The sequence below is a fragment of the Cupriavidus sp. MP-37 genome (assembly GCF_020618415.1).
Taxonomy (GTDB): domain Bacteria; phylum Pseudomonadota; class Gammaproteobacteria; order Burkholderiales; family Burkholderiaceae; genus Cupriavidus.
This window is the reverse complement of record NZ_CP085344.1, coordinates 1,580,428-1,596,574: the sequence shown is the minus strand read 5'-3', so window position 1 is coordinate 1,596,574 and position 16,147 is coordinate 1,580,428. Positions and strand designations below refer to the sequence as shown.

Genomic DNA, 16,147 nt, shown 5'->3' with positions numbered 1-16,147 from the left:
GCGGCGCCTGCCAAAAGGCAAATCCGGTCACGGCCGCCCCATCGGCGGCCGCTCGACCCACCCACCCTCAGTCGTAGACCACCTTGTAGCGCTTGCCGATGCGCTGCCACTCGTCGGCTTCCTGGGCCAGGCTGTATTCGATCAGCGGATTGGCGTCGATCCACGCCTTCGGCAGCCGCACGGTAAAGCCTTCGTCCAGCGCCTCGGCCAGCTGCGCGACACGGATGTCCGGCAGCGCCACATCCGAGCGGCGCCGGCACAGCACAAAGGCCAGGCGCAGGCTGAACAGCATGCGCCAGTCGACGAACTTGCCGCTGCCCGACAGCTTGCCCAGCTTGCCCGCATGGCCCAGCAGCAGCGTCGCCAGCCGCGCCTGGTCGGTCTTGGAGAAGCCCGGCATGTCGGCATGCGTGGCGATGTAGGCGGAATGCTTGTGGTAGCCGCTGTGCGAGATCGACATGCCGATCTCATGCAGGCTGGCCGCCCAGCCCAGCAGAGCCAGGTTGTCCTCGCGCCGTTCATTGGCCGGATCCGGGAACTGTGACAGCAGCGTCTGCGCGGTGCGCCGCACGCGGCTGGCCTGCGCGCGGTCGACGCCGTAGCGGCGCATGAACTGGTCCACCGTGACCGTGCGCATGTCCTCATGGTGGCTGCGGCCGAGCAGGTCGTACAGCACGCCCAGCCGCAACGCGCCGTCGGTCACGTCCATGCGCTCGATATCGAGTTCGGCGAACACGCCCAGCATGATCGACAGCCCGCCGGGCAGCACCGGGATGCGGTCCGGCTTGAGGCCGGTCAGCTTGACGCGGTTGGTGTTCTCGGCCTTGATCAGCGCGCGCTTGAGTCGCTCCAGGCCTTCGCGCGTGATGCCGTGCTCGGCATTGCTGTCGTTCATGCCGTTGAGCTCGATCAGCTCGGCCAGCGCGCGCGCGGTCCCCGACGAGCCCACCGCCTGTTCCCAGCCCGCGGCACGGTACTGGCGCACCAGCACCTGGATCTCGCGGCGCGCCGCCAGCTCGGCCTGCTTCATCGCGTATTCGTCGACATTGCCGCTGGGGAAAAACTGGCGGCTGTGCGAGACGCAGCCGATATACAGGCTTTCCATCAGCTTGGACTGGTAGCCGTTGCCGATGATGAACTCGGTCGAGCCGCCACCGATATCGACCACCAGGCGGTTACCCTGGCAGGCGGGTGCATCGTGCGAGGCGCCCAGGTAGATCAGCCGCGCCTCTTCGCGCCCGGCGATCACTTCGATCGGGAAGCCCAGCGCGCCCTCGGCCTCGATCAGGAATTCAGAGGCGTTCCTGGCCACGCGCAGCGTATTGGTGGCAACCGCGCGCACCTGTCCCGGCGCGAACTCGCGCAGGCGGTCGCCGAAGCGCCGCAGCGCATCGATGCCGCGCCGCCGGGCGGGCTGGTCCAGGTATTTGTCGGGCGTCAGCCCGGCCGCCAGCCGCACCGGCTCGCGCAGCGCGTCGACCTGGAAGATCTGGCTGGCCGGGCCATTGGCCGTGGGGGTCTCGTCCACCCGCCCGATCATCAGGCGGAAGCTGTTCGAGCCCATGTCGACGGCGGCCAGCAGGCGTGGAGTGTTGTTCATCGTGTGCTTGGAGGGCAAGTTCGCGTTGGCGTTGCGAAGCACGGCAGGAACACGCTGGAGCCTTGGCCTGCCGCGATTCGGGCCCGGGAAAAATATGTCGTGGTCATGTCGGCATCATGACAAAATCAAACTGTCATGAAAGTGACACGATTCTATGAAAAAGTCGCCACATTACCAAAAGAAGGTCATGACCATGTCGACGACTCCGTCCAGTACGCTGCTCAATCGCGAACTGGGCATCCTGGAATTCAATGCCCGCGTGCTGGCGCAAGCCGCGGACCCGAAAGTCCCGCTGCTCGAGCGGCTGAAGTTCATCTGCATCGTATCCAGCAACCTGGACGAGTTCTTTGAAATCCGCATGGCGGGCCTGAAGGAACAGATGCGCGACAACGCCTCGGGCCTGACGCCGGATGGCCTCTCGTTCCAGCAGACCTACCAGCTTGTCACCGAGCGCACGCAACGGCTTGTGGCTTCGCAGTATGACATGCTGCAGAACACCATTTTTCCATTACTTGAAAAAGAAGGGGTCTTTTTCCACCTGACCACCACCTGGACCGACGCCCAGCGTGAATGGGCGCGCCAGTTCTTCCAGCGCGAGCTGGCGCCGGTGCTGACCCCCATTGCCCTGGATCCGGCCCACCCCTTCCCGCGCGTGCTCAACAAGAGCCTGAACTTCGTGGTGGAGCTGTCCGGCAAGGATGCTTTCGGGCGCGATGCCGACCTGGCCATCGTGCAGGCGCCGCGCGCGCTGCCGCGGGTGGTGAAGATGCCGGAGAAGCTGTCGGGCTATCCGTACGGCTTTGTCATGCTGTCGTCGTTCATGCAGGGGTTCGTGCACGAACTGTTTCCGGCCATCGCCGTGCATGGCTGTTACCAGTTCCGCGTCACGCGCAACTCCGACCTGTTCGTGTCGGAGGACGACATCACCGACCTGCGCGAAGCGCTGCAAGGCGAACTGCCCGCGCGCCATTTCGGCGACACGGTGCGGCTGGAAATCTCTTCCGATACGCCCGCCCCGCTGGCGCGCCGGCTGCTGCTGGAATCGGGCCTCGCCGAACACGACCTGTACCGAGTTTCCGGCCCGGTGAACCTGGTGCGGCTGATGCAGATCCCGGACATGGTCGACCGGCCGGCGCTCAAGTTCCCGCCCTATGTGCCGGCGCCGGTCAAGGTATTTTCCGGCGGCGTATCGATGTTCGACGTGATGCGCCAGCAGGACGTGCTGCTGCACCATCCCTACGAGAGTTTCAGCTCCGTGCTGGACTTGCTGCAGCTGGCCGCGGCCGATCCCAACGTGGTCGCGATCAAGCAGACGGTCTACCGCACCGGCAACGAATCGCTGGTGATGGAAGCGCTGATGACCGCCGCGCGCAACGGCAAGGAAGTGACGGTGGTGGTGGAACTGCTGGCGCGCTTCGACGAGGAAACCAATATCAACTGGGCCGAGCGGCTGGAGTCGGCCGGCGCGCATGTGATCTACGGCGTGGTCGGGCACAAGTGCCACGCCAAGATGCTGCTGATCGTGCGGCGCGAACCCACCGGGCCGAAGGCCAAGCAGGTCAAGCTGCGCCGCTATGCCCACCTGGGCACCGGCAACTACCACCCGCGCACGGCCCGGCTCTATACCGACTTCGGGCTGCTGACCGCCGACGAGGCCATCTGCGAAGACGTGCACCATGTGTTCCAGCTGCTGACCGGCACGGCCGGCACGATCCGGCTGAACCACCTGTGGCAGTCGCCGTTCACCATGCAGAGCAACCTGGTCGACCATATCCGCGCCGAGGCTCGCCACGCGCGCGCAGGCAAGCCGGCGCGCATCATCGCCAAGATGAACGCGCTGCTGGAACCGTCGATCATCGACGAGCTGTACAAGGCCTCGCGCGCCGGCGTGAAGATCGACCTGATCGTGCGCGGCGTGTGCGCGCTGATGCCGGGCGTGCCGGGCATGTCCGAGAACATTTCGGTGCGCTCGATCATCGGGCGTTTCCTGGAACACCACCGCGTCTACTACTTCCACGCCGCCGGCGAAGAGGTGCTCTACCTCTCCAGCGCCGACTGGATGGACCGCAACCTGTTCCGCCGCGTGGAGGTCGCGTTCCCGGTACTGGACAAGGCGCTCAAGGCGCGCGTCATCAAGGAAAGCCTGCAGGTGCACCTGCGCGACAATGCGTCGGCGTGGATCATGCAATCGGATGGCAACTACGTGCGCAAGCAGACGCGCTCCAAGCATCCGCATGTCAGCCAGAACGATCTGCTGGTGATGTTCGGCGGCACGCCCTGAACCGCGCCTCGCAGCCAAAGAGAAACCCCGCCGCGGCGGGGTTTCTCTTTGCGATCAGGCTGCGCGCCGGGAACTGTCCGGTGCCTGCGGCGTTACCGTCGGACCCGCCCCCGGCACCGGGCTGCCGGCGCTTTCGGCGGCGGAGCGCAGGCTGCGCTCCAGCGGGAACACCACGCGGAACACGCTGCCCCGACCCTCCTCGCTGGTCACGCGCAGTTCCGCATGGTGGCGCGACAGCACGTGCTTGACGATGGCCAGGCCCAGTCCGGTGCCGCCGGTGTCGCGCGAGCGGCTGCGGTCGACGCGGTAGAAGCGCTCGGTCAGCCGGGGAATATGCTCGGGCGCGATGCCCAGGCCGGTATCGGCCACCGCGAACACCGCGTGGCCGTCTTCCCAGGCCAGCCGCATGGTGATGCGCCCGCCCTCCGGCGTGTAGCGCACCGCGTTCGACACCAGGTTGCCCAGCGCCGACATCAGCTCGGTCTCCGCACCGCGCATGCCGACGGTCGGATCGATCTCGGCCGCGACGTGGTGCCGGCCCTGCGACAGCGCCTCGGCGTCGTGCATCAGGTGCGCCACCATGGCGCGGATCGGCACCACGTCATGGCCCGGCGGCTGGGCATCGCTTTCCAGCTTGGCCAGTGCCAGCAGGTCTTCGACGATGCTCTGCATCCGCACCGACTGCGCCAGCATCATGTCGATGTAGCGGCGCCGGTCCTCTTCTGACACCGGCAGGTCGCGCACGGTCTCGAGGAAGCCGGTCATCACGGTCAGCGGGGTCTTCAATTCATGCGAGACATTGGCGACGAAGTCGCGCCGCATCGCCTCGGTGTTTTCCAGCTTGGTGATGTCCTGCGTGATCACCAGCTTGCGGTTGTCGCCATACGGCAGGATCTGCACCGCGATCACGCTGTGCTTGTGCTCGCCCATGTCGCGCATCACCAGCGGCTCGTCGAACTGCTGCCGCGTCAGGTAATGGACAAACTCCGGCCGGCGGATCAGGTGGGTAATGCGCTGGCGCACGTCGCGCCGCGCGTTCAGGCCGAAATGCTGCTCGGCGACGTCGTTGCACCACTCGATCTGGTCGGCGTCATCGAGCATCAGCACGCCGTTGGGCGAGGCCTGGATGGCCTGGATAAAGCGCGTGTGCTGCTGCTCCACCTGCAGCACCTGGGTGCGCCAGCGCTTGACCAGCCGGTGCAGGCGGTAATACACCTCGCCCCACAGGCCGAGCGCGCTCGGGATCTCGCCGTAGACGGGAGCGTCGAGCACCTTCCACAGGCGGTTGATCTGGTACAGGTAGTAGAACAGCAGCCCCAGCAGCGAAACGCAGGCCAGCGCCAGCGCCGGCACCGGGCCGGCGACCAGGTAGACGCCGGCGGACAGCACCAGCAGGCTGATCAGGATGGCCGCGGAACGGGCCCAGATGACATTCATGCGCAGGGTTCAGGCTCGCGGCCAGCCATGGCATTGGGAAAACCGGCTGGCTGCAGGGTTGCGACGGAGTGTGCCACGATTTCGCCGCGCCCTGCCAGCGGCTTGAAACCCGTGCGTCGGCTCAGGCGCCAGGAGTGCGCGCCAGCCGGTAGCCGCTGCCGCGCACAGTTTCGATCATGTTGCTGTAGCCGCCCGGGGTCAGCGCGGCGCGCAGGCGCTTGATATGGACATCGACGGTGCGTTCCTCGACGAAGACATGGTCGCCCCAGACCTGGTCGAGCAATTGCGACCGGCTGTGCACGCGCTCTGGGTGCGTCATCAGGAAGTGCAGCAGGCGGAACTCGGTCGGCCCCAGCTCCAGCTTGATCGGGCCGCTCTCGTCCTGGCCGGTGACACGGTGCGTGGCCGGGTCCAGCCGCAGGCCGTTGATCGCCACCACGTCGTCGGTCAGCTGCGGCGCGCGGCGGCGTAGCACCGCCTTGATCCGCGCCAGCAGTTCCTTGGGCGAGAACGGCTTGGTGACATAGTCGTCGGCACCGGCTTCAAGCCCCATCACCTTGTCCTGCTCTTCGCCGCGCGCGGTCAGCATGATGATGGGGATCTGGCGGGTACGGTCATTGGCGCGCAACTCCTTGGCGAAGTTCGCGCCTGACTTGCCCGGGAGCATCCAGTCGAGCAGCACCAGGTCGGGCAGCACATCGCTCATCAGCGACAGCGCCTGCTCGGCGTTATAGGCCCGGATCGGATAATGCCCCGCGTGCTGCAGGTTCACGGCGATCAGTTCGGCGATCGCCGGTTCGTCTTCGACAACGAGAATACTGCTTGGCATGTGTATGGTTCTCCGTGGGCGGCTGATCTCAGCTCAGCGCTTCGCGCTCCATGTCCTCGCGCGAGACATGGCGGACGTCCGTCCCCTTGACAATGTAAATGATAAATTCCGCGATGTTCTTGGCGTGATCGCCGATGCGCTCCACGGCCTTGGCGATGAACAGGAAATCCAGCGCCACCGAAATCGTGCGCGGGTCTTCCATCATGTACGTGATCAGCTTGCGCACGAAGCCGCGGAATTCCTCGTCGATGGCCTTGTCGTCCTTGACGATGCGCGCGGCCGCGACCGTATCCAGCCGGGCAAAGGCGTCGAGCGCCTGGCGCAGCAGCGCGATCGCCATCTCGCCCGAGAGCTTGACCTCGGCGTAGTTGATGCTGTGCGCCGACGCGTCTTCCATGATGTGCTTGGTGCGCTTGGCGATCTTCTCGGCCTCGTCGCCGGCGCGCTCCAGGTTGGTGATGGTCTTGGAGATGGCCATCACCAGGCGCAGGTCGCGCGCGGTCGGCTGGCGGCGGGCGATGATATTGCCGCAATCGGCATCGATCTCGACTTCCAGCGCATTGAGCTGCAGCTCGCGCGCGATGACCTGGTCGGCGATCTCGGCGTCGAAGTCGGTCAGCGCGCGCATGGCCAGCTCGATCTGCGACTCCACCAGCCCGCCCATCTGCAGCAGCTTGGTGTTGATGGCGTTGAGGTCTGCGTCGAACTGGGTCGACAGGTGCTTGTCAGTCATGGGATTCTCCTGGCCGCTTATGGATATGCTAGTCCCTGCCGTGCCCGTCAGCCGAACCGGCCGGTGATGTAGTCTTCCGTTTCCTTGCGGTGCGGCTTGATGAAGATCTTCTCGGTCTCGCCGAACTCGATCAGTTCGCCCAGGTACATGTAGGCGGTGTAGTCGGAACAGCGCGCCGCCTGCTGCATGTTGTGCGTGACGATCACCACGGTGTACTCGTCCTTCAGTTCCGCGATCAGCTCTTCGATGCGGCCGGTGGAAATCGGGTCGAGCGCCGAGCACGGCTCGTCCAGCAGCAGCACCTCGGGGCGGATGGCGATGCCGCGCGCGATGCACAGGCGCTGCTGCTGGCCGCCGGACAGGCCGTAGCCCGACTGGTGCAGCTTGTCCTTGGCCTCGTTCCACAGCGCCGCCTTGGTCAGCGCCCATTCCACGCGGTCATCCATTTCCGAGCGCGACAGCTTCTCGAACAGGCGCACGCCGAAGGCGATGTTGTCGTAGATCGACATCGGGAACGGCGTCGGCTTCTGGAACACCATGCCGACCTTGGCGCGCAGCAGCGCGATGTCCTGCCTGGCGGTCAGCAGGTTGTCGCCGTCCATGTTGATCTCGCCCTCGGCGCGCTGCTCGGGATAGAGCGCGTACATCTTGTTGAAGGTGCGCAGCAGCGTCGACTTGCCGCATCCCGACGGCCCGATGAAGGCCGTGACCTTGCGGTCCGGGATCGACATGTTGATGTCCTTCAGGGCATGGAACTGGCCGTAGTAGAAGTTCAGGTTGCGCACGTCGATCTTGGCGCGAACCGAATCGGGAATGTCGATGACGGTGGAGGTCATTGCGTTTTCTCGCTTGCAGTCTTGGGGCGGGTCCGGAGCACGGGCGCGCCGCTTATTTCTTGAACAGGATGCGCGCCAGGATATTCAGGGCCAGCACGCCAATCGTAATCAGGAACACGCCCGCCCAGGCCAGTTGCTGCCATTCGGTGAACGGGCTCATGGCAAAGCGGAAGATCGTCACCGGCAGGTTGGCCATGGGCTTGTTCAGGTCGCTGGTCCAGAACTGGTTGGACAGCGCGGTGAACAGCAGCGGCGCGGTTTCGCCGGCGATACGGGCGACCGCCAGCAATACGCCGGTCACAATTCCCGCGTAGGATGACTTCACCGTGATCGACAGCACCATCTTCCACTTGGGCGTGCCCAGGGCGAAGGCGGCCTCGCGCAGCGCGTTGGGCACCAGGTTCAGCATGTTCTCGGTGGTGCGCACCACGATCGGCACCTGCAGCAGCGCCAGCGCGCAGATGCCGGCCCAGCCCGAGAAGTGGCCCATGCGGGTCACCACCAGTGCGTAGACGAACAGGCCGATCACGATCGACGGCGCCGACAGCAGGATATCGTTGATAAAGCGGATAAAGCTGGCCAGCGGCGAGCTCTTTCCATACTCGGCCAGGTAAATGCCGGCCAGGATGCCCAGCGGCGTGCCGAACAGCGTGGCCATGCCGACCATCACGAAGCTGCCGAAGATGGCGTTGGCCAGGCCGCCGCCGGCGGTATTGGGAGCCGGCGTCATCTGCGTGAACAGGTCCAGCGAGAGCCCGCCCACGCCCAGCGTGACGGTGGTCCACAGGATCCACGCCAGCCAGAACAGGCCGAATCCCATCGCCACCAGCGAAGCGGTCAGCGCGTACAGGTTGACGCGGCGGCGGCGGCCCTGCAGGCGCGCGCGCACGGCATCGGCATCGGGACGGACGGCGGGAATCGAGACGGAAGACACGGCCTGGCTCGCTTGGGTCATTTGGCTCATTTGGCGCCCTCGTTCTTGGCGAGCTTCAGCAACAGCAGTTTGGATAGCGCCAGCACCACGAAGGTAATGAAGAACAGGATCAGGCCCAGCTCCATCAGCGCGGCCGTATGCAGGCCGGCGCCGGCCTCGGCGAACTCGTTGGCGAGCGCCGAGGTAATGCTGTTGCCCGGCGAGAACAGCGAGGCGCTGTCCAGCAGGTTGGTATTGCCGATCACGAAAGTGACGGCCATGGTCTCGCCCAGCGCGCGGCCCAGGCCCAGCATCACGCCGCCGATGACGCCGGCGCGGGTGTAGGGCAGCACCACGTTCCACATCACTTCCCAGGTGGTGCAGCCCACGCCGTAGGCGGATTCCTTGAGCAGCACCGGGGTGACTTCGAACACGTCGCGCATCACCGAGGCGATGTACGGGATGATCATGATCGCCAGGATCACGCCCGCGCACAGCAGGCCGATGCCCAGCGGCGCGCCCTGGAACAGCTTGCCGACCACCGGCAGCTGGCCCACCGTGGCGGCCAGCGGCTTCTGGAAATATTCGCCGAAGATCGGCGCGAACACGAGCAGGCCCCACATGCCGTAGACGATCGACGGCACCGCGGCCAGCAGCTCGATGGCCGTGCCGAGCGGGCGGCGCAGCCAGGCGGGCGACAGCTCGGTCAGGAACAGGGCGATGCCGAAGCTGACCGGCACCGCGATGATCAATGCGATCAGCGAGGTCACGATGGTGCCGTAGATGGGCACCAGCGCACCGTAGACATCGGCGGGAGGATCCCACTCCGCGGACCACAGGAAGCGCGCGCCGAAGGCCTCGATCGAGGGCCAGGCGCTGATCGCGAGCGAGACGATGATGCCGCCCAGCAGCAGCAGCGTCACGATCGCGGCGCCGCGCGTCAGGCCGCCGAACAGGATGTCGCCCATGCGGCTCGGGGGCTGGACGTTGCGGGTGTCGGAGGGGGTAGTCGCCATGTCGGAAAATTCGGGAGGGTTCGCCGGCCCGCGCTTGCACGCGGGCCGGCGATACCGTCAGATCAGTACAGCGCCTTGCCTGCCGAGTCCTTGACGACCGACTTCCAGGTCGTGCGGATCTGGTTGACGACGTTTTCCGGCAGCGGCACGTAGTCCAGGTCGGCGGCCATGCCGGTGCCGTTCTTGTACGCCCAGTCGAAGAACTTCAGCACTTCCGCGCCCTGCGCCGGCTTGTCCTGGTTCTTGTGCACCAGGATGAAGGTGGCGCCGGCGATCGGCCAGGCGTCCTTGCCCGGCTGGTTGGTCAGGATCTGGTAGTAGCTCTTGCTCCAGTCCGCGCCGGCGGCGGCGGCCTTGAAGGCGTCGTCACCCGGCTTGACCACGGCACCCGACGCGTTCTTCATGTTCACGTGAGTCATCTTGTTCTGCTTGGCGTAGGCGTACTCGACATAGCCGATGGCGCCGTTCAGGCGCTGCACGAAGGCGGCCACGCCCTCGTTGCCCTTGCCGCCGGTGCCGCCGCCCGGCCAGTTGACCGTGGTGCCCTCGCCCACCGTGCCCTTCCAGTCAGCGCTGACCTTGGACAGGTAGTTGGTGAAGATGAAGGTGGTGCCCGAACCGTCGGCGCGGCGCACCGGCAGGATGTCCTGGCTCGGCAGCTTGGCTTGCGGGTTCAGCGCCTTGATCGCGGGATCGTCCCACTTCTTGATCTTGCCCAGGTAGATGTTGGCCAGCACCTCGCCGGTGATGGTCAGCTCGCCCGGCTTCACGCCTTGCAGGTTGATCACCGGCACCACGCCGCCGATCACGGTCGGGAACTGGACCAGGCCCTGCTTGTTCAGGTCCTCGTCCTTCAGCGGCGCGTCCGAGGCACCGAAATCGACCGTCTTGGCGCCGATCTGCTTGATGCCGCCCGACGAGCCGATGGATTGATAGTTGACCTTGTTGCCCGTTGCCTTGTTATATGCGTCGGCCCACTTGGAATACACGGGCGCCGGGAAGGAAGCGCCTGCACCGGTAATTTCCGCCGCGAACGCAGTACCCGCCACCACCATCGAAACGATGCCTGCCACGGCAGTCTTGACCAGCTTCATATGTCCTCCAGAGAACATTGGTTGGGAATGACAAATTTTTGACAAGACGAACTTTATGCTGCCTGTATGACAATTCCGTGACATCTTTAAATCTTCTTGAAACTGGCCTGCAGCAAGGTAATGACGGGAGGGTGCCGCCCTGCCGGGTGGCAAATATGACGGCGGTTAATTGCGCAGTTAGACAAAAAGAACGCCGGGCGAGCCCGGCGTTCTTTTCTGGGATGGGCGCTATCACGCACCCAGCGCGTCCGCCAGCTTCCTCGCCGCGCGCTCGGCCATCTCGGCCTGCTCGGCCTCGACCATCACGCGCACCACGGGCTCGGTGCCCGAGGCGCGGATCAGCACCCGGCCGCGGCCTTCCAGTTCCGGCTCCACCGCCGCACGCGCCGCCTGCAGGCCGGCGTGGGTCTGCCAGTCGAACCCCTTCTGCACGCGCACATTGATCAGCGTCTGCGGGAACAGCTTCACGCCGTCGAGCAGTTGCGCCAGGGTCTTGCCGCTGCGGCGCAGTGCGCCCAGCACCTGCAGCGCCGACACGATGCCGTCGCCGGTGCTGTGGCGATCCAGGCACAGCAGGTGGCCGGAGCCTTCGCCGCCCAGCGTCCACTTGCGCTTGTTCAGCTCCTCCAGCACATAGCGGTCGCCCACCTTGGCGCGCACGAAGTCGACGCCCTCGCGCTTGAGCGCCAGCTCCACCGCCATATTGGTCATCAGCGTGCCGACCGCGCCGGGTACCGCCTGCCCCGCCGCCTGGCGGTCGCGCACGATCAGATACAGCAGTTCGTCGCCGTTGTAGAGCCGGCCATCCGCGTCCACCACCTGCAGCCGGTCCGCGTCGCCATCGAAGGCCAGGCCCAGGTCGGCGCCGTTGGCCTTGACCGCCTCGATCAGCTTCTCCGGCGCGGTGGCGCCGTAGCCGGCGTTGATATTGCGGCCGTTCGGCTGGTTGCCGATGGCGACCACGTCGGCGCCCAGCTCATGGAACACCGGCGGCGCGATGTGATACGCCGCGCCATGGGCGCAGTCGACCACCAGCTTCAGGCCGTGCAGGTCCTGCTCGTACGGGAAGGTGCTCTTGCAGAATTCGATATAGCGGCCGGCGGCATCGTCGATGCGGCGGGCGCGCCCCAGGTCGTCGGAGGGGGCGCACACCATGGGCTCGTCCAGGGCCGCCTCGATCGCCGCCTCGACCGTGTCAGGCAGCTTGTCGCCGCTGGCCGAGAAGAACTTGATGCCGTTGTCGTAGTAGGGGTTGTGGCTGGCCGAGATCACCACGCCCGCGGACAGCCGCAGCGCCCGCGTCAGGTAGGCGATGCCTGGGGTCGGCAGCGGCCCGGTCAGCAGCACGTGCACGCCCGCCGAGGTAAAGCCGGCTTCCAGCGCGGCTTCGAGCATGTAGCCCGAAATGCGCGTGTCCTTGCCGATCAGCACGGTCGGCTTGCCCTGCCCGGTCCTGGCGCCGTGCGCCAGCACCTTGCCAGCGGCATGGCCCAGCCGCATCACGAAATCCGGCGTGATCGGCGCATCGCCGACCTTGCCCCGCACGCCATCGGTCCCGAAATACTTGCGTGTCATTCCTTGTTCCCTTTCTCTTCTGTGTTCTGTCTTGGTGGCGCCGACCGGCGTCGGCGCCCGGCTCAGCCCGCGCTGACGGATTCGTTGCGCACGGCCCACCAGGTCTTCACGGCATCGACGGTCTGCTGCACATCATGCACGCGCACGATCAACGCACCGCGCTCCACCGCACAGACCGCCGCGGCGATGCTGGCGGCAATGCGCTGCTGCGGCGGCCGGCCCCCCAGGATGGCGCCCAGCGTGGATTTGCGCGAGATGCCCGCCAGCACCGGCAGGCCGTCCAGCGCCAGCCTCGGCAACTGCCCGAGCAGGCGCAGATTATGATCCGGCGTCTTGCCGAAGCCAAATCCCGGATCGAGGCAGATGCGGGCATCGTCGATCCCAGCCGCGCGCAGCACGGCGACGCGCTCGGCCAGGAACTGCGCGACTTCGGCGACCACATCGTCGTAGTGCGGATCCTCCTGCATGGTCTGCGGATCGCGCTGCATATGCATCACGCACAGGCCCGCCTGTCCGCCCGCCACCGCCTCGATCGCGCCGGGCATGCGCAGGCCCCAGATATCGTTGATGAGATCGGCTCCGGCCGCAAGCGCGGCGCGCATGACCTCCGGCTTGTAGGTATCGATCGACAGCGGCTTGCCGCAGTCGCGCAGCGCTTTCACTACCGGAATCACGCGCGCCAGCTCGTCCGCCAGCGGCAGCGCGGCGGAACCGGGCCGGCTCGATTCGCCGCCGATGTCGATGATGTCGACGCCCTCGGCAATCATCTGCTCGGCATGGCGCAGCGCCGCGTCGCGGCTGGCATGCTGGCCGCCGTCGGAAAACGAGTCGGGCGTGACATTGAGGATGCCCATCACCAGCGGGCGCTGGTCCAGGGCAAAGCGGAAACGGCCGCACTGGAAGTGCCGGGTTTGAGTGGTCTGCTGCAAGGTAGGGCTTCGGCGATGCGCGCGGCCTGGCCGCGCTAAAAGGAAAAGCCGGTGCACCAGGCACCGGCTTCAGGGAGAGGCACTACACAGCCATCGCTACAGCGCCGTCAGTGGGACCAGCGCTGGATCAGGCCGTGGCGGGCGCGTTGGTCGGCGCCACCGGCGAGCCGCCCGAAGGCGTGCTGCCGCCACCGTTGGGGCCCGACGCGCTGCGCGGCGGGCGCGGCGGCTTGCCGGCCATGATGTCGTTGACCTGGTCGGCATCGATGGTTTCCCATTCCATCAGCGCGTTGGTCATGGCCTCGACCTTGTCGCGGTTCTCTTCGAGCAGGCGCTTGGCCAGCGCGTATTGCTCGTCGATGATGCGGCGGATCTCGGCGTCGACCTTCTGCTGCGTGGCTTCCGACACGGTCTTCGACGACAGCTTGCCGAACATGCCGTCCTGCTCGGTATCGACGTAGACCATCGCCCCCAGCGAATCGCTCATGCCGAAGCGGGTCACCATGTCGCGCGCGATCTTGGTGGCGCGCTCGAAGTCGTTGGAAGCGCCCGTGCTCATGGCGTTGAGGAAGACCTCTTCCGCCGCGCGGCCGCCGAAGAGGATCGCCACCTCTTCCAGCATGCTGTCCTTGTACTTCGAATACTTGTCATGTTCCGGCAGCTGCCAGGTCACGCCCAGCGCCCAGCCACGCGGCATGATGGTGACCTTGTGCACCGGGTCGGCCTTCGGCAGCAGCTTGGCCACCACCGCATGGCCGGACTCGTGGTAAGCCGTGGCGCGGCGCTCTTCCTCGCGCATCACCGTCGACTTGCGCTCCGGACCCATGTAGATCTTGTCCTTGGCGTCTTCGAAGTCCTGCATGTCGACCACGCGCTTGTTGCGGCGGGCGGCAAACAGCGCGGCCTCGTTGACCAGGTTGGCCAGGTCGGCGCCCGAGAAGCCCGGCGTGCCGCGCGCGATCACCGAGGCGTCGACGTCGTTGCCGATCGGCACCTTGCGCATATGGACCTTCAGGATCTGCTCGCGGCCGCGGATGTCCGGCAGGCCGACGTAGACCTGGCGGTCGAAACGGCCCGGACGCAGCAGCGCCTTGTCCAGCACGTCGGCACGGTTGGTCGCGGCGATCACGATCACGCCCGAGTTGGCCTCGAAGCCGTCCATCTCGACCAGCATCTGGTTCAGGGTCTGCTCGCGCTCGTCATTGCCGCCGCCCATGCCGGCGCCACGATGGCGGCCGACCGCGTCGATTTCATCGATGAAGACGATGCAGGGAGCCTGCTTCTTGGCGTTCTCGAACATGTCGCGGACACGCGCCGCGCCCACGCCGACGAACATTTCAACGAAGTCGGAGCCCGAGATGCTGAAGAACGGCACCTTGGCCTCGCCGGCGATGGCACGCGCCAGCAGCGTCTTGCCGGTGCCCGGAGGGCCGACCAGCAGCACGCCGCGCGGGATGCGGCCGCCCAGCTTCTGGAATTTCTGCGGATCCTTGAGGAAGTCGACCAGCTCGACCACTTCTTCCTTGGATTCGTCGCAGCCGGCCACGTCCTGGAACGTGACGGCGTTCTGGTTCTCGTCGATCAAGCGCGCACGCGACTTGCCGAATGAGAATGCGCCGCCTTTTCCGCCACCCTGCATCTGACGCATCATGTAGAACCAGAACACGATGATCAGCAGGGTCGGCCCGAGGTAGTACAGGGCCTGGACCAGCACGTTGGGTTCGTCGTCCGCCTTGCCGGTGACCTGCACGCCGTACTTCATCAGGTCGCCGACCATCCAGATGTCGCCCGGCGAGATGATGGTGTACTTCGCGCCTTCCTTGGGCGAGACCACCAGGTTGCGGCCCTGCACGTCGACGCGCGACACCTTGCCGTTCTTGGCGTCATCCATGAACTGCGAATAGGTGACGCTGTCCTGCGCACGGGGCTTGTCGAACTGCTTGAAGACGGTAAACAACACCAGCGCGATCACGAGCCAGATTGCCGCCTTTTGAAACAGGTTGTTATTCAAGGCCGAACTCCTTTGCAATTGCCTTGCCAACGGATAGCTGCATTGTAATGCAGCCCCCGCCCTCGAGGGGAAACAGAGAAACTATGATGCCGATAGCACCGGGTGAGGGTATTTCCCTCTACATTTCTTATTCCGCCCTGGCTTGTATCGAGATCGGTCAATCCACTGCCTTGAGGTAGCGCCCAAGGATAAAGGTTTCGGAAGACTTGTCGCGCGACGCCTTGGGCTTGCGCTTTGCGACCACTTTGAACTGCCGTTTGAACTTTTCCACGATCTGGCTGTAGCCGCTCCCGTGGAAACACTTTACCAGCAATGCTCCCTCCGGCTTAAGGTGGGCCTGCGCGAATTCAAGCGCCAGGTCGCACAGGTACTCGATCCGGGCGGCATCGGCGGAGGCCACACCGGACAAATTGGGGGCCATGTCCGACAAAACAAGGTCAATCTTGTTGCCGCCGGAGGCGTCCAGAACCACACTTTCCAGTTCGCGGAAGACCGATTCCTCACGGAAGTCACCCTGGATGAAAGTGACGTCGGCGACAGGCTCCATCGGCAGCAGGTCGATCGCCACGACCGCGCCGTCGATCCTGCCATCCCTGGCGCGGGGTGAGTCGGCCAGCTTGTTGCGGGCGTACTGGCTCCAGCTGCCGGGCGCCGCGCCCAGGTCGACAATGACCTGGCCCGGGCGGATCAGCTTGTCCTGCTCGTCGATTTCCTTGAGCTTGTAGGCCGCGCGCGCGCGGTAGCCCTCGCGCTGCGCCATCTTTACGTACGGATCGTTGATGTGGTCGTGCAGCCACGAATGGTTGAACTTGTTCTTTGCCATGCCAGATACCAGCCTGTTCCCTGCCCGCGCGCGCCGGTTGAACCGGCGGCGCAGGTTTTCCTACTGTTTT

The 16,147-nt window shown here is 65.6% G+C and carries 13 protein-coding genes; 1 reads left to right on the top strand and 12 read right to left on the bottom strand.

Annotation, left to right across the window (positions count from 1 at the left end; all coding sequences use genetic code 11):
* Positions 1-67: 67 nt before the first annotated feature.
* Positions 68-1,600, bottom strand: coding sequence for an exopolyphosphatase (gene ppx / locus LIN44_RS07500; protein WP_227314170.1), 1,533 nt, complete (start codon positions 1,598-1,600; stop codon positions 68-70).
* A 193-nt stretch (positions 1,601-1,793) separates the two neighbouring features.
* Here ppx and ppk1 point away from each other — a divergent pair, with 193 nt between their 5' ends.
* Positions 1,794-3,881 carry a polyphosphate kinase 1 gene (gene ppk1 / locus LIN44_RS07495; RefSeq protein ID WP_255638280.1) on the top strand — a complete coding sequence of 696 codons (2,088 nt, stop codon included), beginning with the start codon at positions 1,794-1,796 and terminating at the stop codon, positions 3,879-3,881.
* A gap of 54 nt (positions 3,882-3,935) precedes the next feature.
* On the opposite strand, the gene phoR is transcribed toward ppk1, so the two are convergent.
* The 11 genes from phoR to LIN44_RS07440 all read right to left on the bottom strand — a co-directional run bounded on the left by phoR (position 3,936) and on the right by LIN44_RS07440 (position 16,077).
* Complete coding sequence (gene phoR / locus LIN44_RS07490; RefSeq protein ID WP_227314168.1) at positions 3,936-5,318, bottom strand: phosphate regulon sensor histidine kinase PhoR; 1,383 nt, start codon at positions 5,316-5,318, stop codon at positions 3,936-3,938.
* A gap of 121 nt (positions 5,319-5,439) precedes the next feature.
* Positions 5,440-6,147, bottom strand: a complete 708-nt coding sequence (gene phoB, locus LIN44_RS07485; protein WP_227314167.1) for a phosphate regulon transcriptional regulator PhoB — start codon at positions 6,145-6,147, stop codon at positions 5,440-5,442.
* Between the two features lie 28 nt (positions 6,148-6,175).
* On the bottom strand, positions 6,176-6,880 hold the full coding sequence (gene phoU / locus LIN44_RS07480; RefSeq protein ID WP_227314166.1) for a phosphate signaling complex protein PhoU: 705 nt from the start codon (positions 6,878-6,880) through the stop codon (positions 6,176-6,178).
* A 47-nt stretch (positions 6,881-6,927) separates the two neighbouring features.
* On the bottom strand, positions 6,928-7,716 hold the full coding sequence (gene pstB, locus LIN44_RS07475; RefSeq protein ID WP_010814309.1) for a phosphate ABC transporter ATP-binding protein PstB: 789 nt from the start codon (positions 7,714-7,716) through the stop codon (positions 6,928-6,930).
* Positions 7,717-7,768: 52 nt separating this feature from the next.
* The gene (pstA, locus tag LIN44_RS07470; protein ID WP_116383076.1) at positions 7,769-8,671 is read right to left on the bottom strand and encodes a phosphate ABC transporter permease PstA; all 903 of its coding nucleotides are present in this window, start codon (positions 8,669-8,671) and stop codon (positions 7,769-7,771) included.
* Between the two features lie 5 nt (positions 8,672-8,676).
* On the bottom strand, positions 8,677-9,645 hold the full coding sequence (gene pstC / locus LIN44_RS07465) for a phosphate ABC transporter permease PstC (protein ID WP_227314165.1): 969 nt from the start codon (positions 9,643-9,645) through the stop codon (positions 8,677-8,679).
* A 62-nt stretch (positions 9,646-9,707) separates the two neighbouring features.
* Positions 9,708-10,739, bottom strand: coding sequence for a phosphate ABC transporter substrate-binding protein PstS (gene pstS / locus LIN44_RS07460; RefSeq protein ID WP_227314164.1), 1,032 nt, complete (start codon positions 10,737-10,739; stop codon positions 9,708-9,710).
* A 231-nt stretch (positions 10,740-10,970) separates the two neighbouring features.
* Positions 10,971-12,314, bottom strand: coding sequence for a phosphoglucosamine mutase (gene glmM, locus LIN44_RS07455; protein WP_227314163.1), 1,344 nt, complete (start codon positions 12,312-12,314; stop codon positions 10,971-10,973).
* A 62-nt stretch (positions 12,315-12,376) separates the two neighbouring features.
* Positions 12,377-13,168 (bottom strand): dihydropteroate synthase, encoded by a 792-nt coding sequence (gene folP, locus LIN44_RS07450; protein ID WP_227314358.1) that lies wholly within the window; start codon positions 13,166-13,168, stop codon positions 12,377-12,379.
* Between the two features lie 202 nt (positions 13,169-13,370).
* Positions 13,371-15,254: an ATP-dependent zinc metalloprotease FtsH gene (gene ftsH, locus LIN44_RS07445; RefSeq protein WP_012353229.1), complete on the bottom strand. Its 1,884-nt coding sequence runs from the start codon at positions 15,252-15,254 to the stop codon at positions 13,371-13,373.
* A gap of 157 nt (positions 15,255-15,411) precedes the next feature.
* Positions 15,412-16,077 (bottom strand): RlmE family RNA methyltransferase, encoded by a 666-nt coding sequence (locus tag LIN44_RS07440; RefSeq protein WP_227314162.1) that lies wholly within the window; start codon positions 16,075-16,077, stop codon positions 15,412-15,414.
* Positions 16,078-16,147 lie beyond the last annotated feature (70 nt).